This window comes from Paenibacillus anaericanus, assembly GCF_003994475.1.
In the GTDB taxonomy this organism is placed as follows: domain Bacteria; phylum Bacillota; class Bacilli; order Paenibacillales; family Paenibacillaceae; genus Fontibacillus; species Fontibacillus anaericanus.
The window spans coordinates 21,876-45,277 of sequence record NZ_RZNY01000031.1 but is presented as its reverse complement, the minus strand read 5'-3'; the positions used below and the strand labels follow the sequence as shown (position 1 = coordinate 45,277).

Below are 23,402 nucleotides of genomic sequence, written 5' to 3'. Positions count from 1 at the left end.
CTACTCCTTTATATTCTCGGAAATTTTTATTTGTCCAGCGCCCAATGTACCCATTATTGTTGCGATAAGTGCTGTGCCTATCATCAGCAGCGGACTAAGTAGATATGCCGAAAGCGGATTGACCACAAAATGAAACGTCGATGCTCCAAACGAGGAGATTACCGCACCCGCAAGTAGCTCTCCAGCAGTATTCGCAAGTAGCGTACCTAGAACAATTCCTACAATCAGTACGAAAACCGAACGAGATACATACTGTGCAGTAATATCCGAGTTTGTAAATCCGAACGCTTTCATTACAGCAATGGAATATCTGTCTTTTGCAACAAGCATTTTCATAAACAACAGGGTTACCAGTAACGTAATAATCAGCGCAACAGCAATTGCGGCATTGGAGGCCATTTTGACAGAACTTATTGTCGAGCCAAATGTCTGAGTAACAAATTCATCAATGTCCGAAACCTTTGCAAAGTCAAACCTGTTCGCATATTCCGAAACTTTGCCGTCGACAAGAGATTTATCCGAAAGTTCCGCGCAGATAATGCTCCACATCAAGTCCGCCGAATTGTCGGTGAATACAGCCTTTGCGGTTTTGCCGCCGTTGGTAATGTCGGAATAAATGCCGCTTACCGAAAGATTTTTCTCCTTCCCCTGAATCACTAGCGTAATGACATCTCCGACCTTTTTACTCAGCTCATCGGCGTTTATAGCCGAAAGTGCAATTTCATCTTCTGATGAAGGTGCTCTGCCCACGGAATATTCTATCGGGAAAATCGAATGGTCGCCGAGTTCAATTTTTATATTTTCCTCCGAACCATCTTCCATTTTTGCTTTGAATGTTTTTGTTGTTAAGACGGCAAATTTTGAAATGGTTTTGTCGCTGTGCATCGTCTTTACAATTTCAGCGGTTTTTTCAGAGATATGGTCAGCCTGCTGTATGTCAATGCGCATATCATAGCTTCCTATCCCCATATACTGGATGAAGCTTTTTGAGGAAATCGTGTTGTACAGGTTCTGCGGAACAATAATAATAAATGCCGAAATCACCAGCACCGCAAGCATAGTTATGTAAAGTCTATTCCTAGCGAGAACATCTTTGATCCCGAGAAAAATATTCGTGCTAAACAACCTATTTCCACTCAGGCTAAAACGCTTTGCCCCCGTGCTTTTTTCCTGTGAAGAACCAAAACGGATTGCTTCTGCAGCAGATATTTTCCGAAAACGTTTCAGCACTCTGTTTACATAGGCAATAATGGCAAGGAATACAAGCAATATACCAATGAGTCCTAAGACAAAAGCCAAAGAAGAATTATCGCTTTCACCCATATAAAGCCGTATATTTTCTAGAAGCATACCTTTGAACATAATCGAAAGTGCAAAACCGAGAATACTGCCTGCCGCCGCAATCGCTGCGTATTTCGCAAGATATATCTTTTTTATGTCAGAGACACGTAGTCCTATGGCCTTCATAACGCCAATTTCACGGTAGTCATCTTCGATTTTCGCAAGGAGCGTAAAGCGTATACACATAAATGAGATGACTACGACAAGTGCGCTAATGAGGAGTATTACCGCAATCATCATCCCATCTGAAAGTGCGTTTATCATTTTGAAAAGTGTATATGTAACCGTTGGCCCATTCGCTTCAAGTCCTGCGGATGCATAAGCAGTTTCAAATGCACCGAGCATAGACAAATCCTTTAATCTGAACTCAATCAGATACTCAATACTTCCAAGACCTCTTATTTCTGCGTAATCATGTTCACTAACAAGAAATCTCTTTGAGGCGGAGAGCGAAGAATTCATCTGCGAATCGCGGAGAAATCCCGCAATGGTAAACTCTTTCCCACTTATTACTGCCTGGTCACCGACCTTAGTGGTATTATCCCTCATATAACTAATTGGAACATATAGCTCGCCGTCGGATACTTTGATGATATTTCCGTCAAGATCAAGAAGATAATCAAATTTGTCGCTCTGCATGCTGAAGCCGTTATCCTGAACACTACTCGCAAGTGAACTATCGCCTAAGATAATCTGCGCACCGTCCATGTTGAGAAATTCTAGCACCTGAAATTCATCAACATGGTTATTTTTCTCCGCAAAAGATGTAAGCCGTGCAGTATCTATTTCACCCGAATGCATCTGCATAAAATGTGGAGTTCTAGCTTGTGTCATAAGTGTATCTAGTGCGCCAGAAAGATGGATGACGAGTATCGCTGCGAGCGAAACAAGCATAGCCGCGGCAGCCACAAATATCATGGTTGTCAGTGTGATCAGTTTGCTTTTTGAAATGTCATTGCGAATTATTCTGAAATACATAAGTCACCTCCATTTTCTAGCTTTTTAATCGATTTTAAGTTATACAAAATTACCGAAGTTACACATAATAGCATCCCAGCGATTATGATGAGAAATCCCGTTCCTCTGCCGCTGCCCGTACCAATGATCTTTCCCACACTGTCAGCAAGCACTCCGCCGTCAACTAATAAAGGGGTGAATACATAATCCGCCAGCACACCCGAAATCGCATAAGCGGCAACAAATCCAAGCTGAGAAATGATTCCGATAAATGCCCACGCTCTGCCTTGAACGGAATTATCAATATTGGTACGAACAAGAAAATCCAGGCTTACATTGGCAAACGGTAACATGGCGAAGAAGAGAAATCCCGAAATACTGATCAATATAATATTTTCGCGAAGTCCAAACCCTGCCATAAATATTCCTATACAAAACAGCGAAACCGAAAGTATTTTCACATAACCCTTTTTGATCGGAAGTATTCCTATCATCACACTTGATACAAGCATTCCTGAAGCAATAATGGTTTCAAGCGTTCCTACTACAGAACTATTCGAAAATGCAAGAATCATCGGCATGGAGAGTGTTTCTATAACTCCGAGGAAAAATGTTAGAACCGATGTCATGACCACAAGTACAAACACACCCCTGTTTTCATAAACTGCACCCCAACCGTCTTTGAATTCACGGATAAACGATTTTGCCTGTTCATATTTATTTGAAGCAAGACCGCTGCGTACTACAAAAGTTGTAATAACCGTTACAAAAAATGTGCAAATGTCGATTATAAGCAACAGCTTAATATCCGAAACGATGAGTAGAAATCCCGCAATTATAGGTGAAATCAGATATTTTGCCGAGCCTGCCACTTGAACAAGACCACTGGCCTTTGTGTACTGTTCCTCGGTAAGCAAATCCGTTACCGTAGCTTTGTATGCGGGATCAAGCAGCGATGCAAACACCGAACTTATGGTAACTCCAACGCAAATCTGCCATAGCTGCGCTTCTCCTTGCAGCATACATATCAGAATGTAGACAAGTCCTATCGCCGAAAGACTATCCCCTAGCACCATTAGCAGCCTACGATCATAGCGGTCCGCAAGTACGCCCGAAAAGGCACTTAAAAGAAGCGAAGGCATAAATGCAAGCAAGGTTACAAGTGCCATCTCCGATGCCTTTCCCGTCTGTTGGAACACATAGATCCCAAGCCCGAACGACGTGAGCCCGCTCCCTATCGCTGAAATAAGCTGACCCGACCACAGAATAAGAAATTTTCCGAAGGATTTTCCCGAACTATTCATGTTCGCCTTCATCTCCGCTACCAAATATCTGCATAGCGTCCATAAGACTTCCACTATCTGCACCGAGCAGCCTTTCTACGTTGTACACAAAGGCCAGCATTCGTGTGCCTTTCTCCTCGTTTGTCATAGTGACCATATCATCATCAAAAATGGTATTTGCATATATCACAACCATTTCCATGCATTCATATGGAAACGGTGTGCTGAACATTCCCTGGTCAATGCCCTCGCGAATGATTTCCGTCAGTATCGGCGGAACGCCATTGATGATAACTTTTTGTATTTTTTGATGCATCAGCGCGTTCTGCGGCTTGTGAATGTGATCCATTATTACCTCGCTGCTTCCGCCACTTAGGTTCATTGCCATTACGGCGCGGATCACGCGCTCGATTACGGGTATGCTTTTATCTACGGCGATTTCCTTCGCCGCACCTAAAATAAGGACAGCATACCGCTCAATCAGCGCGTCCATAATATCCTCCTTCGACTTGAAGTGATAATATAGAGTTCCCCGCGCAATCCCTACCTTTTCGAGAATATCGTTAGTACTTGTGCCGTCAAAGCCCTTCTGAGCAAAAAGCTCATCCGCCGCGTCAAGTATTTCGTTCCTACGTTCTTCCGCTTCTTTTACAATTCTCATTATAATTACCTCCTTGGACACCGACCGACTGTCTGTCAGTTAAATATTAACATATTTTGGTATGGTGTCAAGGGTTTTCTGAATTACGTCAAAAATGCTGCGCTACATTTTGCAGGTATTAGACATTCTTACCAGGTTAAACTATGAAGTGATAAATTTGTCTACTTCTCAAGCGTTATTTGAGTTGAATTAACACACATCCCTTCACTTTACGAAGTACTACAATATTGAAAACAATCTATTAACAAATCATTGCTATGATGATAATCGTAACTATTACATATTAGCAACTAAGAGGAGTGTTCTCGTGTTTACGAAGTTTAAAAAAATGTCATCAACGATTCTATCTGTTACTCTTGTGCTCGGTCTAATCGCTGTTCCGTCAGCCTTGCCTGCATATGCTGAATCACCAAGTAACACAGCTAATGCTATTAACAAAATTACAGCTACATTTTATGGAGATACCAAAAGTTCCAAAGGATTTACCTGGTATACTTCCAAACTTCTTACGAACAGTACGGTTCAATTAACGAAGAAAACCAGTTCTAAAGCTGATTTTACGAATGCTATCGCATTTGAAGGCTCCTCTTCTGCATCGACCAATTCTGGAGAAGAGCTTGTCCATAAAGCAGTTGCTACAGGTCTTGACGCAGATACAACTTATTATTATCGTGTGGGTGACAAAGAACGTAGGATTTGGAGTGCAACAGGTACGTTTCAAACTGCCCCTAAGAGTGGGGAATTCACCTTTATTGATTTAGCTGATACTCAGGCAAAAAGCGAAGATGAAGCCATTTTGTCTGCGCAGACGCTCGAAAAGGCACTTCAAACCGTAGATAATGCTCAGTTTGTCGTCCACAACGGAGATATCGTAGACACGGGTACGAAGGAAGAGCAATGGGATTGGTTGCTCGGTCATTCACAAGAAAGCTTATTGAATACAACCTTTGTTCCTTCTGCAGGTAATCACGAGGATGAGAACTACGCTTTTTATGAACACTTTAATATTAACATCCCTGCTGGATCTGCTACAGAAACTGGAGCGTACTACTCCTATGATTACAGCAATGCTCATTTTATCGTATTAAACTCCAATGAGAATTCAGAGAAATATGCCAATTTCTCCGAAGATCAAGTTGAATGGTTAAAGAAAGATGCCACAGCAGCCAAAAAGGCTGGAGCAACGTGGATCATTGTGAACATTCATAAAGGTCCCTACACTACTTCTAATCATGCTACAGATGAAGACATCATGGATCCAAACGGGGTTCGTAACCAAATCGCTCCACTGATGGCCGAGCTTGATATCGACTTTGTTATGCAAGGTCACGATCATATTTATGCCCGCACCAAACCAATCGCTCAAGATGGTAAAGCAACAACACCAACGAAAATTAAAGAAACACTAAATGGAGAAACAATTGAATACAGTGTTGATCCTGATGGAAGTATTTATGTGATTCCGGCAACGGCCGGACCAAAAGTTTACTATAAGAACCCAAGTGAAAAACTTGGAGATAGCTACTATAACCTCTTCGAACGAGCTGAAGAGAATCATGCAGCACCATATGGTCCAGATCCGAAGGATGATCGTAGACCTAAACGCAGTCAAATACAGAACTTTGTTGGTATCACTGTAGATGGCAACAAAATTACAGCCGTTACCTATGAAATCGATCAAGATAAAAATGATACCAAGCCATTTATTGTTGATCAATTCGGGATCATCAAAACAGATGTAGAAACCACTACAAAACCTGAACCTACGGAATCTTTGAAAGACATCTCAGGACACTGGGCAGAGAGTGCTATTAAAGCCGGTGTGGCTGCAGGATACGTTACAGGTTACAGTGATCAGTCATTTAAACCTGATGCAAGTATCAACCGCGCTGAGTTCATTACCATGCTTGGACGTGCCCTACCAATGAAAGAAACAACGATTTCACTTACATTTACGGGTTCAAAGAACATTCCAGCATGGGCAACCACTTATATTTCTCAAGCTGAAGAAGCAGGAATTGTAAGTGGCTATACAGATGGCACGTTCAAAGCAGATAAAGTGCTGAATCGTGCAGAGATTACAACTTGGATGGTTCGTGCTGCTGAACTTAAGGGCGACCCACAGCAATCTCTTTCTTTCTCCGATAAGAACTCCATCCCTGTGTGGGCTGTACCTTATGTGGCAACAGCAGTAAAAGAAGGACTTGTGAGTGGTGTTGGTCAGAACCGATTTGCCCCTCAACAAGTAGCAACTCGTGCTGAAGCAGCAGCCTTTATCGCTAAACTGTTAAAAGTAACTACAAACTAACTTCATTTTTTAACGATGATTCTATCAAAAAACCTCGCTCTCACCAGTGTGAACTGTGTATGAGAGCGAGGTTTTACTTTATTGAAGCCTATTGTATCGATCTAAGAGCAGATCAGAACTGGAATCGTTCATGTCCAGCAACCTTCAAATTACTTATACCCTCCAAAGCAAGGATGTCTTTCTTCATTTGAAGCCCCCCTCTAAATCCGGTTAACGTTCCGTTTGAACCGACCACCCTGTGGCAAGGCAACACGATGGGCAAAGGATTGCGTCCAATCGCAGTACTTACTGCTCTTATCGCTGATGGTTTTCCAATGGTGTTCGCAAAATCCTTGTACGTCCACGTTTCTCCATGAGGGATTTGGCTTAAGCCTCGCCATACGCTCTGTTGAAACGGTGTTCCCCCTACATCCATAGGAACCTTATCGAAACTGACAGGAATTCCAGCGAAATACTTCTCCAACAGCTCGATGATGCCGAATTCATCGAAGAGGCCGCGATCCTGGGTAATCTCTGTGAAATCTTGATTAAGCCCAGCCAATGTTGACACATGGGGAGGATAAAACAATTGGCTAATTCCTTGCTCACTCGCAATAAGTGTCCAAGGCTGATTCAAGCCGATTACCGTATGTCGATACCTTTTACTATTCATCAGATTCATCTCCTCCTCCTTGTCCGTTCCGATATGCTGTGGGAGAAATCCCTGTTCTATTACTAAACCAAGCCGCGAAATGGGATGGACTACCATAGCCCACAGCCTCTCCTATCTCTGCGATGGTAGCATTTGATTCTAATAAAAATCGCTGCGCATGTTTTAATCGAACAAGCTCCGTTTTTTCTGCGGGCGAATATCCTCTCACTCGCTTGTATGTTCGCTGTAAATGGTAAGGACTTATAGCAAGCAAAGCAGCCAACTGAGACAAGGTAAGTTTGTCTTTGTATTGTGTCTCAATGATCGTATCCACCTGCGCGGCCAAAGCCGCATCCGGTCCAAGCGCCCCGTTAGCTTCAGGCTTACAACGTTTGCAAGGTCGAAATCCCGCCTGAAGTGCATCTTCTAGAGTGCTGTAAAAAGTCACGTTCATTGCTTTAGGTGTTTTGGCCCGACAAGTAGGTCGACACACGATCTTTGTTGTCTTTACTCCCGTATAATATACACCTTCATAGGTTGATTCTCGGTTAACTACTGCCGCATATAGAAGGTCAAATAACTTTTGATCCATATCCTTCACCTCATACCCATAGTATAAGGTAATCTTTATATCAGTAGTAGTCGTCCTACATAGGATAGCAAGATCTCGACAGTGGATGGAAATATCGAGTTCTTTAGCGATCTTCTCCAGCTCGTGGACCTTGGCGATAAAATAATTAATTACTATCAAAGCCAAATCAACCTCTTCAATAACGAACCAAAGCCTCAAACCAATTTGGGTTCGAGGCTTTGGTTGCGGTTAGTTGAATTAATCGCGAATACTGCATCTACATAACTTCAATTATTTACTTGCCAAAAATTCATCAAGTTGACGTTGAACTTCTGCAACATACTCATCTATTCCTGCTGCTTTTAGCTTTTCAATCGCCTTTGGATACCCTGTTTCAAAATCAACGAAACCTGAGCGGATCGCCGCTAGTTGTTTACCTGCTACTTCTCTCAAAGCCGTTTCAATATTCTTTACTTTCTCATTATTGAAGCGGAAGCCTAATGCATCAGATAAGATAGCCTCATCATCCCAGATAGCGTAGTTATCGATTGATGCTTGATCAACATCTGGTCCAAATAATTGATAATTTTGATTTCTAAACATCCACTCATAGAAGAATTCACTGGCTGTTATCTTCTTAATTCTACCATCTACTATTTCAAAATCCTTACCTTCTACACCATATAGAGCGAATTGATAGTTTTCCTGTGATGAGTATATCCAATTGATAAATTTCATCGCGGCTTCAGGATTTGGAGCTGTTGCTGGAACTGCTAGAACCTCTCCACCTGTTGCCGTAATATAACGAGGCTTATCATCAGCTAGAAGATAAGTTTTAACTACTGCCTTTGGATCATTAGCTCTAACTGCTTCAATAATTTCCATTTCTTTACCTAAGGAGCCTTCTACCCATAAATATAAGCCCGTTTGCATGCGAGTATCTCTTTCATTGTACTTTATTGTTAGATCCTCAGAGTATAGACCTGCATCATACATTCCATTATTAAATTTCGCTACTTTTTGGAAAGCTTCTGTTTCAAAGTAGCTGTAAGCTTTTTTACTGTCTTCACCAAATACAACTAAGTCCTCAGATGCAATCCAGTTATACTGTTCATCTGTAAAGTATCTAGTAAGTGGCTTAAAGATAATGTCCGAAGGTCCCTTAAATTCCGGATATTGCTTCGCTGCTCTTGTAGCAAATTCTTTCAAATCTTCGGCTGTATTTACTTCTGTCATACCAACCGCTTCTAAAATATCCTGCCGAACGGCAACCAATTGATACATTGCAGAGGATGGAGCATATGCAGAAGGAATACCATATATTTGACCATCAATTATTGCACCTTGAAGATGTTCCATAGGCAATACTTTTAGCATGTCTTGACCATATTTTTCAATTAGGCTATCTAATGGTTGAGCTTGCTTCTTATTTACAATTGTTGATAGGTCAGGAAGACCATCCCAAAAGAGATCGACTGGTTCAGAAGCGGCTAGCATAATATCCTTTTGTTCCCAATATTGCGCCCAGGGTACAAAAATAACTTTCACCTTTAACCCAAGCTCAGTTTCCATCTTCTCAGCAAATTCATTGTCAAGATATTCAGTCATACGTTCACTTTCATCACCTGGATACAGGATGGTAAGTGGTTCTACTTTAGAGCCAGACGCACTGTTACTGTTGCTGTTGCTACTACAACCTGCAAGAATTGAAACTGACAATAACATTAATACCAATAGGATTTGCAACTTATTCCTTTTCATATAATATCCCCCTTTGAATTGTTCATATATATTAAGCCCTTTAGGACTAATATAATTAGATTTTTACTCTTTTACTGCGCCTGCCATAATGCCTTGCACAAAGTATTTTTGAACAAAGGGATAAAGAAAAATAATAGGTCCTATCGTAATCACTGTAATTGCCATTTTCACAGTTTCTGCTGGTAAAGTGATACTGCCTGAAGCTCCTGATGGAATTCGGCCTGAGCTAATCGCATTTACATTGGATAAAATGTTATAAAGATAATATTGCAATGGGAATAGATCCTTATCATTAATAAAGATCAGCGCATGCCACCAGTCATTCCAATAAGAAAGCGCATACATCAAACCCACTGTTAACAATGCTGTCTTACTCAAGGGTAGAGCTATTTTCAAATAAATCCTGAAATAGTTGGCTCCATCAATTTCAGCTGCCTCATATAAGGACGGTGAAATACTTGAGAAATACGTTCTCATCAGGAACATATTCCATACACTAAATACCGCTGGAAGGATTAATGCCCAGATGCTATTTTTTAAGCCATAGTAATTAACAGATACGATATACCAAGGAATTAAGCCCGATGAGAAAATAATCGTAAAATTACTAATAAATGCAATAAAATTGCGATATTTCAGTTTTTTGAGCGACAGCGCAAAAGCCATCATACTAGTAATAAGCAAGGCACTTGTCGTTCCTACTACCGTGACAAAAATCGTTATACCATAGGACTTCAAAATTCTCATTCCGCTATTCACAAAAATATATTTATACGTATCAAGGCTAGGACTCTGAGGTAGAAACGAATATCCATTTCTTGCAATTGCCTGTTCAGATGAGAAAGAAACACTAACTGTTAACCAAAGAGGATATAAACAAACGAGAGCAAAACAGCCTATAAAGCAATATGCTATGATCACAACTAATTTATCGCCAAGCGCTCTATTAATTCCCATGTTTAGAATAGACCCTCCCCATCGTTTATTTTCTTAGCTGTTTTATTGGCAAACGTAATTAGGATAAGCCCCATTAAAGATTGAAATAGACCAATGGCCGTTGAATATGAAAACCCAAGTGTACGCATAGATTGATATACGTAGATATCAATAACAGTAACTTCATCAATCAAAACCGGATTATTACCAACAATACCGTAGATCATCCCAAAATCTCCGTAGAAGATTCTACCTACATTTAGTAACGTTAATACGATAATGGTTGGCTTTAACATTGGGATTGTTAAATAATAAATTTGCTGAAGCTTATTCGCACCGTCCACTTTTGCTGATTCATATAAGCTGTTATCAAAGTTCGACATTGCTGCCATATATAGAATAGAGCTATACCCGCTCCATTTCCAAACACTCGCAAAAATGATAATCGTCTTCCAATACTTTGGTTCTGAGTACCATCGAATAGGCTCCACTCCAAAATATCCTAAAATATTGTTAGCTACGCCCACATCTGTAGAGAAAATACCATAAATGATAGCTCCTACAACAACCCAAGAAATGAAATATGGAAAAAACATCATACTTTGTGATATTTTTTTGTAGGTCTTATTGCGGATCTCATTTATAAAAATTGCAATACTGACAGGAACAATGATGCCAAGAATAATGCTAAAAAAGTTGATAAATAAGGTGTTATATGTGACCTGCCAACCCATACTGTTTTTGGCGAAGAAATATTTAAAATTATCTAGTCCTACGAATTTACTGCCAAAAATGCCATCAATGACATTAAAATCTGTAAATGCCATCCATATGCCCGAAAAGGGAATATAGCTGAATAAAATCAGTATTAATAGAGCAGGCACACACATTAAATATAGGATTATATTTTTCTTCATTTCATATAGAAATCCCTTACTGTACTTAGGAGGTAAATCAGATAATTCTTTGGAGACCGAACTCATTAAATCACTCCTCTTCCATTAAAGTAAGCTATTACAAAGCTACGCTTCTCTTTAACTCACTTTTTAATTGATCAATATCAATTACTGTACCTGTTAATCTTGCCTTTTCAGTGGCATAAGCCATAATATGACTTTCTACAGAATCATCGATTGAAGAGCGACTATTGTAGTCTGGGTTACCTAGGTTTGCTAAGAAATCATTCATTAAGCCAGTATCCCCACCATTATGTCCTCCGATAGTAGATTCGGGATGAATAACTCTTTGTTCATATTTCGCATCAATATTAGAAGCAAATCTCGTAATCTCAATAATATTTGAACTATCGTCCCCTCTAATTTCGCCATGCTCACACATGATTTTTAGGCTGCGATACATTTTGTTTGTAAAGCCACTCAAATTAAAGGTAACGCTTACACCATTTTTAAATTCAATAATTGACACCTGATGATCACACACATCATTATCCGTACGATATACGCAACGACCGTATGGGCTTGTTTCCAACTCCTTAAGCAAACCTTCTTCAGATTGATGAGCAGATACAGCTGTAGCCGGCCAATTACCAACAATAGGTAAATACGTCTTTCTAACATCAAAGCGACATTCTGCTGCTACTTGACAATCTAAGCAACGTTCAGCACTGCCCTCTGGTGCATTCGCCTCTTTGAAATAGGTTAGATCCCCATAAGAAGAAATGCGTTTTGCTTCACTGTTTACAAGCCATGCTAAAATATCCATGTCATGACAAGATTTTTGCATAATAATTGGGCTGGAAATATCACTTCTTCTCCAATTTCCTCTGACAAAGGAGTGCGCCATGTGATAATTACCTATATTTTCATTGTGTTGAATCGTAACTACCTTACCTAACTCATTGCTATCAATAATCTTCTTAATTTCTGAAAAGAAGTTTGTATATCGAAGTACATGACATACGATGACCTTACGTCCAAGCATATTTGCCTTCTCCTGAATTTTGATACATTCTTCAGGGCATGGAGAGATCGGCTTTTCTAGTAAAATATCATAGCCCAAGTCAAGTGCTACCATCGTCTGCTCATAGTGATCACGATCCAAGGACGAAATTATGACGGCATCACATATTTTGCCTTGACTAAAGAACTCATCAACACTAGTAAATTGTTTATTCGCAGGAATTTGAAACTTATCTGAGGCCTCTTTTCTTCTACCTTCATGTGGCTCAACGACTGCAGCAATTCCAAAGTCTCGATAAGCTTGTTCTGCGTAAATCATACCTCTTTGTCCTGCACCAATTAATGCTAACTTCAAAGTTATTACCTCCAGCATATGTATTTTGTTTAAGTTTTTTAGGATTCCTGTTCTGGAACTGCAGGATCCTCGAGTGGATAATATCCTTCTGGATAATATCTATCCCATATATTTAAAAGCTGATCCTCATTCATAGGCTCTACCTTAATTAGACCTACTTCATAATAGCCATTAACTTCCTTGCTATCGATATTAAGTTGAATGAAAGATTGGTCTTTATGAAAGAGGCCTACGCTCACTGTATATTGCCCCAGTTTCATATTTGGTAACTGTGTAATTTCGTTATGCACCAAATCCCCCATCAACCATAATTGTGTTGGAGCATTTAGAAGAAGCTCATAGGTCTCATCCTCTAGTTTTAATTGCACCCATAGCTCAAACTCCTCATACACTCTAGCGCTTCCAGTATTCACAAACCAAAAACGAAGTGGTAAGCTACCTTGGCTAGATACACTTTCTGGATAAGTTAGTCTTCGTAGTGTCATATTGTAGCCTAACTCTAAATCTAGATTGGAAAGACTGGCATGCCAGCGATACGCTTCTCGCTTAACATTGGGTCCACAAACCTCATCAGTAATATTAAGAATGACAGGACTTTGTCGCCAAATATTGCTTAGCTTCAACTTAGCAAACGACTCACAGCAATCGATCCAATTGCTCTCGTTACATGTAACCAGTAGGCCAAACACTCGATTATGCTTTCTTAAATAATGAATCAAGCTATGATTCTTTAAATCAGCAAACAAAGTTAGCGTTTCAAATGAATCCATATAGGCATTCCATTCTACCTTGCTCCCTTTTAGGTTAGAGATCACAACACCCTTTAGACGTCGATCGGAATCAATATAGCTTCCTACTTTTCTGATAAAAGCAGATAAGTAGTCAGAGTAGTCATCCGAATGATTTTTCACCCATACCGGTAGATCTGGAAAGATCATGAGAATCGCATTGCTGATCTTATTTAATGCCTGCTCAAGAATTTCTAGTCTAAACTCTCCTCTAGCTGGCTCAAATTCTTTCCACGATAAGGTGATAAAATTAAACTGACTTTTACTCAAATCTAATTGTTCACCCGATATAGGCTTAGGACGCATTTTAACTGTTGGGTATTGCTCATAATTTTCAAGAGAATATTTCCCCATCCTATCTTCGCTCCTTATAAATGAGTATCAACTGTAGAATGGAATTTCTGTATATCCTCAGTCGTTATATACGGCATGTGACCCATTTTTACGAGATCTTCCTTCAGTACAATCATGCTTAAAGAATTAAATCTAGCCCCTTTCTTCATATATTCCGCAGCAGCCTTTTGTAATGAGGTTGTTAATTCAAGTTGGTCACGCACAGGATCTGCATCCCCATCACCAAAAATCTCATAACGGATCATCTTGTCGCCTTCATCGGTTGGATAATTGTAAAACTGTCTTTGCACTTTTACGATATTACTTGTCTCATTATCAAGTACAAGCGATAAACGCGAGTCATAAAGCCAGCTTGCACTCCAGAATCCTTGTATAGATAACTCAGGAAAATAATGACGATATAACTCAATCGCCAGCTTCATTGAAGTTTTCAATCGATCCGGTGTGTAGCCAGGACCTGATGGAATATGAAGTGCTAGAAGGATGTCCCCTTTTATAAGGGCAGGCTTCCAATGACTCTTATCGAGTGTAATCGGCTCCTTCTCTACGAAGCCCATAGGGTTAATTCGATTGGCAGTAATCGATTTTTCACTTTCGTTCCAAATAGAGGTGAAGGATTGATTCAGATCATAAACACCATTTATGCCTTCCTTTTGACCATCACTCCGAAATTGCTCTCCTGCATGCCGTAATGCAACCACCTCTTGCGTTTGGACATGTCGATACATCGTGAAATGATCATCAAATTGATAGGGGATAAACAGAAATCGATCCAATAGAAATATAGAACAGGTATAAAAATTCATAACCCATGCAAAGTCATGCACGCTAGCATCATTGTGTTGAACTATTTTATCTAACTGAAGCTTTAATGGTTGGTGCGGGATATCCTCATAATATGATTTAGGAATACCTCTCGCTGCTAACATTTCCATCGATGGTGCAACGCAAGCTAGCAGTAACAAGAACGAATATAATTCTCCGTATGATTTCATACACCCTGGTGTCATATTCGTATAAAAATCTATATCGCAACGATTACGTGCAGAACACATATCCTCTACTAAAAATGAAGTGAATGGATATAATATGGAATCTTGCTCTATAGCTTCAATTCCATTTAATAGATATTGCTGAGTAGCCTCGGGGAGTTGATATTTCTCAAAAATCTCATGAAGAAAATGACGAGAAATGAATGCTGATTTGTTTTTTAGTTCAAAATGTTTATATTTTTCTTCTATTCCTTCTGGTAAATAATCAAATTCACAATAGCTAATCGCTTCATTAAAATCCGCTAGAGTACTCATGCTTATTCGGTTCCCCTTTCAATCGATATGGATCCTAGAGGATAATAACCATCAACATTCTCTTCAATAGCAAGCTTAATATTACCTATTTCTTCCACGCCCGTTTCGATGCCGAGCTGCAATATGTATTCACCTTCAAGTACATCACTCTGAATTAAGAAGCTTTCTTCCCATAGAATGTCTTCCTCGGGTAACCACAACCGAATATCCTCATTACTCTGCAAGATATACGTTTGATCTTTACCTACTAGCCTCATAACAAGTGGATAATGATTATAAATAGGAGCGACGCCTACGTTGGCCCAGAGCCCTGTAATAGCTAAATGCTCTCCAGCTTTAACCGTTGAATCATACGTAAGCTTTCTTAGCTCAAATCGATATCCCACCTTCTTCAACCATTGCTCAACTTTTTCTTTCCATGGCTCCGGTACAGTCGTTCCCTTGCTATTAAAAGAGCTGATATGCCATTTCAGCGTTTCTTGAATGATATAATCAATATCCCAACCCTGAACATACCAATCATTCATATGCCAACAAGCTTCAAATAACACGGGAGCGTTCTGCCAAGCATCTGCCATTCCAAAATTTTGTATATTTTGAGGATAAAAATCATTCATATGAGACCACTTATCTCCATGAAAACCACCCATATCTCCCAAACAATCTACACGAAATCCAACCTTGGCTTTACGATCTGTAATGATTTTGGATGATAAAGGATCATGTAACAAGGCTTGCAAAGGAGTAACCTTGAACCCATCTAAATACGCATCCGTAATTTGCTCAATAGCTTCAGCCTTTAGAAATTCTGTTCCTCCGCCTTCACCCCATGCTCCGACAATCGTTAAGTCAATTGAGCTAATAACGGGATGCCCGTCGAAGTGTGCAGCAAAATTCTTAATGAAGCTAGACCAATACTCTACATAATTTGAGGTATTTGGATCTACTCGCCAAAAAGGAAATTCTGGTTGTTCTGGTTCTTCCGCTCTAAACCATAGAGGGATATCATCCTCTTCACTTAAAGCATAAGGTGAACAACGTACAACAGCAGTACATCCAAGGGACTTAGAATAATTAAGCTTTTCCTCGAGAACCTCCCACCTAAATACACCCTTTTCAATTTCTATTTCTCTCCAGCGCACACTACAGAAATTGACTTTACTATCAGGATGATTATAGGTTTGACTATCTATTGAAAACTTGTATTTTTCCTTTTTTTCTCCTCTATTATCATGAACTTCTTCTGGATCACCCATCAAGCCAGGAGCAACTATAAATCCAATTCCTGGATTAGTTAATACTTCATCCGTTATTGTAGGGTACACTGTTATCGATTTGCTCACGTTCTACCTCTCCCAACCATTGTCAGAGTTTAATAAAAGGATCGCTTTTTTGTTACGTTAAATAAGTGCATTTTGTTACGTATTAATCGAGTTTTGTTTAGTAAACTTATGTTGTAATCATATCATTCCTCATTATTAAGTCAAGGGATAATTTAACAAATATTTTGTGTTTTATATCGGTAATTGCCCAATCAGTATGATATACTATTGAAAGTAGTTATGTGATTATATGAACTAAACATTTGTTATCAATTTACTCAACAAATCGTATATGTTTCTATAACTTTCTTCGACATACCCCAACGATAATAAAACGTGTAAAAGGAGAATTTTTCAATTATGAGTACAATAAGGGATGTTGCTCATTTAGCTAAAGTGTCCACTGCCACAGTATCCAGAGTACTAAACAATGATACGAAGTATAAAATGACCGATGAAACACGTGAACGAGTATGGCAGGCAGTTACACAACTAAACTACACGATTAGCTCAAAGCAAAAGCGACAATCATCAACCAAAGAGCAGCATGGAACCAAATCGCACATTAAAATCGGATGTGTATTGAGCGTTACGAAAAATAAATATAATGATCCATATTTCATGTCCATCCTAACGGGTGTGGAGGAACGATTGCTTAGTCATGGATATAGCATTTCATTTATCCGTACAGGACCGGAGCTCGAAGACAAGCAAATGCTGTTTAATACATTCAGCGAATCTATTACAGGCCTGATCTTAATGGAAACATTAAATAGCGAAATCTATGAATATCTTCGCAAGCAGGTTCCACATATTGTTGGGATCGATACCGATCGCAGCGATATTGATAATATTGGCTATGATCATTACAATGTTGCTACAATGGCTGTAAGTCATCTTCTCGAAAAAGGGCACACCAAAATTGGATTTATTGGCGGAAGAGGATTAAAAAGGAGTATAAAAGAAAGTAGTCGATATCGGGGTTATTATGCAACCATGCATGCAGCAGGTTTATCTGTTAATCCAGATTGGGTCATTGACTGCATGTGGGACGAGGCTGTATGTATAGAAAAAGTTTCTGAGCTATGTAAAACTAACAACTATCCTACTGCCTTTTTTGCTGCTAGTGATTTAATGGCTATGGCAGCTTTAAATGGCTTATATAGTAATGGGATTATTGTACCTAATGAGGTAGCCATTATTGGATTATCTAACATTGAAGTATCCAAGTACTCTAATCCACCACTATCCACCATTGATGTACCGACGAAAGAAATCGGTATGGTCGCAGTTGATGTTCTGTTAGAACGTATCAACGGAAATGATTTGCTTCCCAAAAAGGTAATTTTACCTACACGATTGGTGTTAAGAAATACGACATAATCATATAAGCACTATTTTTCTCAAGAGACGATATATATCCATTACTTAACTGTCAGCAAGCAAATAGACACATAAAAGAGGACTTCCACGAGAGAAGTCCTTTTATATTGCATTGTGAGAATAGAGGCAGGGTCACTTCTCCTCTGATATTCTATAAATTATTTCAAAATCTCTTCGATTTGATTAATGATCTCTTCGCTAAGCACGATGTCGGAGGCTTTAGCGTTCTCAATCACTTGCTCTGGGCGGCTAGCACCGATTAGCGCACTAGAGACATTCGCTTTTCGCAGAATCCATGCGAGTGCAAGGTTACCTACGGAAATTTCAAGTTCTTTAGCGATCTTCTCCAGCTCGTGGACCTTGGCGATTTTATCCTCGGTAATGTTTTTGCGCATCCCATCTAGCTTCGCAGCACGACTTCCTTCAGGAACTTCGGTTACGGATGAATATTTCCCTGTTAATAGACCCTGTGCTAGGGGAGAAAATACGACTTGCCCAATACCGGAACGCTCACCAAGTGGTATTACTTCCTTCTCTATATAACGATTGAACATATTGTAGATCGGTTGGTTAACGACGATTCGGTCTAGTAGATAACGATCCGCAACGTGCAGCGCTTCTGCGATTTGAGAAGGTTGCCACTCACTAACGCCAACGTACAATACTTTGCCTTGACGAACGAGGTCATCAAGTGCGCGTAATGTTTCTTCAAGTGGAGTCTCTGGATCTGGACGGTGGCAATAGTATAGATCCACATAATCATGTCCGAGCCGCTTCAAACTAGCGTTTGCTTGCTCAATGATGTGTTTGCGTGATAGACCACTATCGTTTGGACCTTCACCCATCTTGCCAAACACCTTCGTAGCCAGCACGTAGGATTCCCGTGGGTAAAGCTTTAGCGTTTCGCCTAATAGTACTTCCGCAGCTCCCTGCTCATAGACATTCGCTGTATCAAAAAAGTTAATGCCGATATCATATGCCGTCTTGATTGCATCCACCGCATTTTCACGTTCAACATAACCACCGTATGTAAGCCAACTTCCCAAACTAATCTCACTAACCTTTAGGCCACTACCACCTAATCTACGATATTTCATTTCACATTCCTCCTATGAAAAACATACCATTACTATACCATACTCATCTTAGCCATGAACTCATAGATGTCCTCCATCACTTCAATCCCGACAGTAAAAAAGCTCAAGCAAAGTGCTTGAGCTTCACCTCATACCGTCACCAAATTATTCTTTTAACCAAGCGGTTGCTAACATAATGGCTCCTCTAGTTGCATTACTATCTGCTAACGCATTAATCATGACAAAGTCATGAATTGTTCCTTGAAAACGTGCTGCTGTAACTTCTACTCCTGCCTCACGGAGCTTATTAGCATAAGCTTCCCCTTCATCCCGTAACACATCTGCCTCCGCAGTAATTACTAAGGCAGGTGGCAATCCAGTCAGTTGCTCTTTACTTGCACGAAGCGGTGAAGCCGTAATTTGCGCTCTTTCAGAAGGATCTGTAGTGTATTGATCCCAGAACCATTGCATTCCATCGCGGCGTAGGTAATATCCCGTTCCAAATTCATGATAAGATTCCGTATCAAATGCGGCATCAGTTACGGGATAGAATAGCAATTGCTTGTGAATCGTCGGCCCTTTGCGCTCCTTAGCAAGTAACGTAATCGCTGCTGTCATATTCCCGCCAACACTATCACCTGCTACATAAAGCCGTCCTAAATCCAATCCATGCTCCTGACCATGTTCCGCAACCCACTTCAATACTGCGTAAATCTCTTCAATAGCTGTTGGATACCTTACCTCAGGAGACAAACTGTAATTTGGAAATACGACACAAGCTTGTGCTCCAACGGCCAGTTCCCGAATAAGACGATCATGCGTATGTTCATTACCAAACACCCATCCAGCGCCATGAATATACAGAATGATGGGTAAGTTACCGGGTACGTTTTGTGGTCGAACCAATCTTACAGACACAGGTTCAGCCGAGTCTCTTTTCATCTCAAAATCTTGAATATCAACAGGAAGTTTTTGTGTGTTATCTGACTGTAAAGAATCAAGGGTTTCCCGCCCCTTCTCCGGTCCAAGTTCAAATATAAAAGGAGGGTTTGCCGTATCCTTTACGATTTGTAACGCCGCTTCTTCCAATACTATTTTCTTTTTCATAACTCTCATCTCCTTATAATTAATGTTTTTATCTATTTCCATCATGAGTAAGGCTTATTATGTATTACCCAAAACTCTGGTTGAAGTACCGAATATGATGAAACGAAAAAAGAGCAGATTATGGATCATCACCATAACCTGCTCTATACGTATGTTATTTATTCAAATTTGTAAGTCCAGAAATGTTCTGTACCAAACCGATTAATGAGTTCTTTATCGCCTAACTTCTTGCTACCTAGTAATTCTTCCGCCTGGAATTGGGAACGATGTGCCTGAATTGAAGCCAGCTTGATCTGCAACATATCTTTCACATCATTTTTAACATCAGGTTTCCCAATGCTTTGCTCAAGATTGTTGGCAAAAGCAATGCAGTGAACTACTGGTCTTTGCTCTTTGGGTAATCTTGCAATCGTGCGAATCACAGCAGCCCCTGTTGCATCATGATCAGGATGAACGCTATAGCCTGGATAGAAAGTCACGACCAGTGACGGACTAAGCTCTTTCAGGAGGCCATCGATCTGTTTATCCAATTGTTCCTTATCTTCAAATTCAATCGTTTTATCGTGAAAGCCAAGCAATCGTAGATCTTGTATTCCAATGGCGTTGCATGACTCTTCTAGCTCCTTCTTCCGTATCTCCGGAAGTGTTACGCGATTAGCAAAAGGGGGTATGCCCATATTCCGGCCCATTTCTCCTAAAGTTAGGCAGGCATACGTTACTTTGGCCCCATTCTGTATATGTTTGGCTAGTGTACCCGATAATCCAAAGGCCTCGTCATCCGGGTGTGGTAGCACAACAAGAATATGTTGTTCCATCGTTTCTCTCATCTCCTCTTTCATTTAGAAAGGCTGCGGACTTAGTTGTAAAGATACGATCAGCTTGCCCTGACTGTCATGGCCCGCCATGATCAATCTGTCCGTCTCAGTTTCTTCATAGTGAGTTAATCCTTCCGAGTATATCCATCCTTCATTCATTTTCAGGCCGACACGATAAGGTCCTCCGGTTTCGGAAATCGATCCATGTGAATATCGGATGATAGCATTAGTAATGAAGGTTGCAGCTGGATGCTTAGAACTATCTCTATGGGCGGCGTATGCTCCCGTAGTCATCTCAAGATGAATATATAGATCCTGCTCTTTGAGCATATCGAGCCTGCGTTGTACTTCCGATTGATTAATGAGTTGCATCTTGGTCCCCCCTATCTGTATATATACATACCAGAAATGTATTCACCCTCGTTATGGGAGATATCATTTAATGTTTAAGGTATTTCGCATACCTCAAAAAGTATACTCTTCAAAGCTTTTAATTTCAATTGGGAGAAATCATGATAAAAAAAGCCCCTAGTAGCAAACTACTGGGGCCACTCAAAAGATCCATCTTCAATTTTCCGCTTCATATCATCGAAAAACCAAGTAACTCCCTCCCACCAGTTCGGGTCCTCGGCATAGGTTTGATTTAACCACTGGATCGGATGACTCGCACCAGGGCGGCGACTACTAACATTAAATACGGTCTTCGCTGCGATGGCAGCAGATGATTCAATCGTAGTATTGTAACTCTCCCAACTGCCAAATACATTAAAGGGGTTATTGGCAATTTCCTTTACATTTTTATTGTCTTTTCTAACAAACCCCTGCTCTTGTCCCGTTATAGCAAACAGTAAGAGGGGATGAATATCGAATTTCTTGCTTGCTTCCACAATCGCAGACAAATAGGGTTCCTCGGCTAAAATTGAGTTTTTATCCTGTAAATATTGTTGCAAACGCTTGGTATCTATAGCAACATATTTGAGCTCTGTAGGGATTCCATCGACTAGTTTAGGCTCCTCATACTCAGTGATTATAGATTCCAACATTTGAATTGGATCTGCAATTTGTACGGAGGCAGACGGTTGTTGATCCACTACATGGTTAATCAACATGATTACGAGAACAACCACAAAGAAACTAGCTAATGAAATAGATATCTTTTGATTGAACCAATCTTTGTACTTAAAAGGAATGATAGGTTCACTCGTTGCAGCAATCTCCATACATACGGTAGGGTCATATTGATCCCACTCCTGCTCCAATGCTTGAAGTGATACTTTAGGCGATAGCTCCTGAGACCACCGAAGAAGGATATCTCGAACTACCTCCTCCTGTACGGGTAGAGCCGATTTGCTGCACGTCCATTCAGATAAGGGTAATAATAGATCCTCTTGGTATAGATCCAGAGACATGCAATGTTTAAGCACATCATCCACCTGAATGACGAGTGAGTCACTATTCTTCAATAGTAGCTCGTAGCGGACCTGCTTCTTCACCTCATCTGGAAAAGAAGGCAGGCGGCTCTCAATAATTCGGTGCACTGCATCGGATAATATGGCTATCCGTTGCTTTGGATCAAGACCATGGTGTTTATGCGCAATATAATGCTTCAACCGTACAATTTCCTGACTAGATAACACATATTCTTGCATCTTAATATCCCAGCCCATTCTCATTTCAGTGAGGGAACAACTCCCTATGAAAATGATTCCATGTCCGCACGGGATTCTCCTGCTTAGAGAGCAAATAGCCTTTACCCATACTTAAAATAGATTGAGCATCTTAGTTAATCGATTTATGAATATCTTTAACATGATCGTCAATGACGGGTACTTCGACCATTTCATTGCCCATCATGAACTTGAAGACCCCATTATTGAAGTCTGTACCTACTTCTTTATAGAAAATCCCCTCGTATTTATCTAGGTACGTATGATTGAAGCAAAGCCTATGGCCTTCGTTTACTTCCATTAAGTAAGCACGGATCCCCTTTTCATAAAAGCCCTCTTGAACCTCCAATTCACGAGAAACTGAAACAAGATGTAAGTCGACAAATGAAAGTTTATGCAGTAGTTCATTAATAATGGAGCCCTTCGTTATTTCCTCCCAGCGACTCTGTGCTGTCTGCCCCAACACAATTTGCGTCACATTTTTTTGCTTCGTTATATCACATATGACTTTTACAATAGGACGCTTCTCATTGTATTTCTCTATCAATTCAGCCCCGATCTCTTCTGCGATTTTTCTCCAGACTGAAATATAGTGAGTTTTTTCGATATCCCACTCATCTTCCGGTTGCGGGTCGACTGTCAAAACATATAGTGGACACTTAAGCATTTTTGCAATTTTGCCACCTCTACGCATAAGTCGTTCACCGTTCGGTCCATAATATACACAGACTAATATGCATTCATCCATACTTTCTGTATTCATCATGCACATTCCACCTTTATTCGAAGATTGCTAAAAGTACATACAAAGTTAAATGTTGTTTCTATCTTTGAGTATTATGATCACATTTAGTCAATAA

General features: G+C 40.2%; 20 protein-coding genes and 1 pseudogene. 3 read left to right on the top strand and 18 right to left on the bottom strand.

The window, feature by feature from the left end:
* The 3 genes from EJP82_RS23835 to EJP82_RS23825 are packed head-to-tail and all read right to left on the bottom strand — an operon-like array spanning window position 1 to window position 4,242.
* Window positions 1–2,319 (bottom strand): ABC transporter permease, encoded by a 2,319-nt coding sequence (locus EJP82_RS23835; RefSeq protein ID WP_127194569.1) that lies wholly within the window; start codon window positions 2,317–2,319, stop codon window positions 1–3.
* Window positions 2,304–3,602: an MFS transporter gene (locus EJP82_RS23830; RefSeq protein WP_127194568.1), complete on the bottom strand. Its 1,299-nt coding sequence runs from the start codon at window positions 3,600–3,602 to the stop codon at window positions 2,304–2,306. Before EJP82_RS23830 ends, EJP82_RS23835 begins: the two co-directional genes overlap by 16 nt.
* Window positions 3,595–4,242: a TetR/AcrR family transcriptional regulator gene (locus tag EJP82_RS23825; RefSeq protein WP_127194567.1), complete on the bottom strand. Its 648-nt coding sequence runs from the start codon at window positions 4,240–4,242 to the stop codon at window positions 3,595–3,597. The genes EJP82_RS23830 and EJP82_RS23825 overlap by 8 nt, the downstream gene beginning before the upstream one ends.
* A gap of 307 nt (window positions 4,243–4,549) precedes the next feature.
* Between EJP82_RS23825 and EJP82_RS23820 the strand changes: the two are divergent.
* Together EJP82_RS23820 and EJP82_RS28945 are read left to right on the top strand one after the other, a co-directional pair.
* Window positions 4,550–5,974 (top strand): annotated as a pseudogene (locus tag EJP82_RS23820) (purple acid phosphatase family protein); the annotation flags it as partial.
* Window positions 5,975–6,016: 42 nt separating this feature from the next.
* Window positions 6,017–6,550 (top strand): S-layer homology domain-containing protein, encoded by a 534-nt coding sequence (locus EJP82_RS28945; RefSeq protein ID WP_425464367.1) that lies wholly within the window; start codon window positions 6,017–6,019, stop codon window positions 6,548–6,550.
* A 112-nt stretch (window positions 6,551–6,662) separates the two neighbouring features.
* Here the strand turns inward: EJP82_RS28945 and EJP82_RS23815 are convergent, their stop codons facing one another.
* From EJP82_RS23815 to EJP82_RS23775, 9 genes are all read right to left on the bottom strand, one after another.
* Window positions 6,663–7,202: a methylated-DNA--[protein]-cysteine S-methyltransferase gene (locus tag EJP82_RS23815; RefSeq protein WP_127194565.1), complete on the bottom strand. Its 540-nt coding sequence runs from the start codon at window positions 7,200–7,202 to the stop codon at window positions 6,663–6,665.
* Window positions 7,195–7,938 carry a bifunctional transcriptional activator/DNA repair enzyme AdaA gene (locus tag EJP82_RS23810; protein WP_246054409.1) on the bottom strand — a complete coding sequence of 248 codons (744 nt, stop codon included), beginning with the start codon at window positions 7,936–7,938 and terminating at the stop codon, window positions 7,195–7,197. Before EJP82_RS23810 ends, EJP82_RS23815 begins: the two co-directional genes overlap by 8 nt.
* A gap of 105 nt (window positions 7,939–8,043) precedes the next feature.
* Window positions 8,044–9,513: an ABC transporter substrate-binding protein gene (locus EJP82_RS23805; protein WP_127194564.1), complete on the bottom strand. Its 1,470-nt coding sequence runs from the start codon at window positions 9,511–9,513 to the stop codon at window positions 8,044–8,046.
* Window positions 9,514–9,576: 63 nt separating this feature from the next.
* Complete coding sequence (locus EJP82_RS23800; RefSeq protein WP_127194563.1) at window positions 9,577–10,470, bottom strand: carbohydrate ABC transporter permease; 894 nt, start codon at window positions 10,468–10,470, stop codon at window positions 9,577–9,579.
* 2 nt (window positions 10,471–10,472) lie between these two features.
* A complete protein-coding gene (locus tag EJP82_RS23795; RefSeq protein WP_127194562.1) occupies window positions 10,473–11,432 on the bottom strand; it encodes an ABC transporter permease in 960 nt (319 codons plus the stop codon).
* Window positions 11,433–11,463: 31 nt separating this feature from the next.
* Window positions 11,464–12,723, bottom strand: coding sequence for a Gfo/Idh/MocA family protein (locus EJP82_RS23790; RefSeq protein WP_127194561.1), 1,260 nt, complete (start codon window positions 12,721–12,723; stop codon window positions 11,464–11,466).
* A 38-nt stretch (window positions 12,724–12,761) separates the two neighbouring features.
* Window positions 12,762–13,865: a DUF4832 domain-containing protein gene (locus tag EJP82_RS23785; RefSeq protein ID WP_127194560.1), complete on the bottom strand. Its 1,104-nt coding sequence runs from the start codon at window positions 13,863–13,865 to the stop codon at window positions 12,762–12,764.
* Between the two features lie 14 nt (window positions 13,866–13,879).
* Window positions 13,880–15,172 (bottom strand): acyltransferase domain-containing protein, encoded by a 1,293-nt coding sequence (locus EJP82_RS23780; protein WP_246054408.1) that lies wholly within the window; start codon window positions 15,170–15,172, stop codon window positions 13,880–13,882.
* 2 nt (window positions 15,173–15,174) lie between these two features.
* Window positions 15,175–16,515 carry a DUF4832 domain-containing protein gene (locus tag EJP82_RS23775; protein WP_127194559.1) on the bottom strand — a complete coding sequence of 447 codons (1,341 nt, stop codon included), beginning with the start codon at window positions 16,513–16,515 and terminating at the stop codon, window positions 15,175–15,177.
* A gap of 339 nt (window positions 16,516–16,854) precedes the next feature.
* On the opposite strand from EJP82_RS23775, the gene EJP82_RS23770 reads away from it, so the two are divergent.
* On the top strand, window positions 16,855–17,877 hold the full coding sequence (locus EJP82_RS23770; protein WP_127194558.1) for a LacI family DNA-binding transcriptional regulator: 1,023 nt from the start codon (window positions 16,855–16,857) through the stop codon (window positions 17,875–17,877).
* A 158-nt stretch (window positions 17,878–18,035) separates the two neighbouring features.
* On the opposite strand, the gene EJP82_RS23765 is transcribed toward EJP82_RS23770, so the two are convergent.
* The 6 genes from EJP82_RS23765 to EJP82_RS23740 all read right to left on the bottom strand — a co-directional run bounded on the left by EJP82_RS23765 (window position 18,036) and on the right by EJP82_RS23740 (window position 23,308).
* Window positions 18,036–18,974 (bottom strand): aldo/keto reductase family protein, encoded by a 939-nt coding sequence (locus EJP82_RS23765; protein ID WP_127194557.1) that lies wholly within the window; start codon window positions 18,972–18,974, stop codon window positions 18,036–18,038.
* A 144-nt stretch (window positions 18,975–19,118) separates the two neighbouring features.
* Window positions 19,119–20,060, bottom strand: coding sequence for an alpha/beta hydrolase (locus EJP82_RS23760; RefSeq protein ID WP_127194556.1), 942 nt, complete (start codon window positions 20,058–20,060; stop codon window positions 19,119–19,121).
* 158 nt (window positions 20,061–20,218) lie between these two features.
* Window positions 20,219–20,875 (bottom strand): bacillithiol biosynthesis deacetylase BshB2, encoded by a 657-nt coding sequence (bshB2, locus tag EJP82_RS23755; RefSeq protein ID WP_127194555.1) that lies wholly within the window; start codon window positions 20,873–20,875, stop codon window positions 20,219–20,221.
* Between the two features lie 24 nt (window positions 20,876–20,899).
* Complete coding sequence (locus tag EJP82_RS23750; protein ID WP_127194554.1) at window positions 20,900–21,247, bottom strand: YojF family protein; 348 nt, start codon at window positions 21,245–21,247, stop codon at window positions 20,900–20,902.
* Between the two features lie 167 nt (window positions 21,248–21,414).
* Window positions 21,415–22,542, bottom strand: a complete 1,128-nt coding sequence (locus EJP82_RS23745; RefSeq protein WP_211350267.1) for a glucosaminidase domain-containing protein — start codon at window positions 22,540–22,542, stop codon at window positions 21,415–21,417.
* Between the two features lie 112 nt (window positions 22,543–22,654).
* Window positions 22,655–23,308, bottom strand: a complete 654-nt coding sequence (locus EJP82_RS23740) for a universal stress protein (protein WP_127194552.1) — start codon at window positions 23,306–23,308, stop codon at window positions 22,655–22,657.
* Window positions 23,309–23,402: the final 94 nt, after the last annotated feature.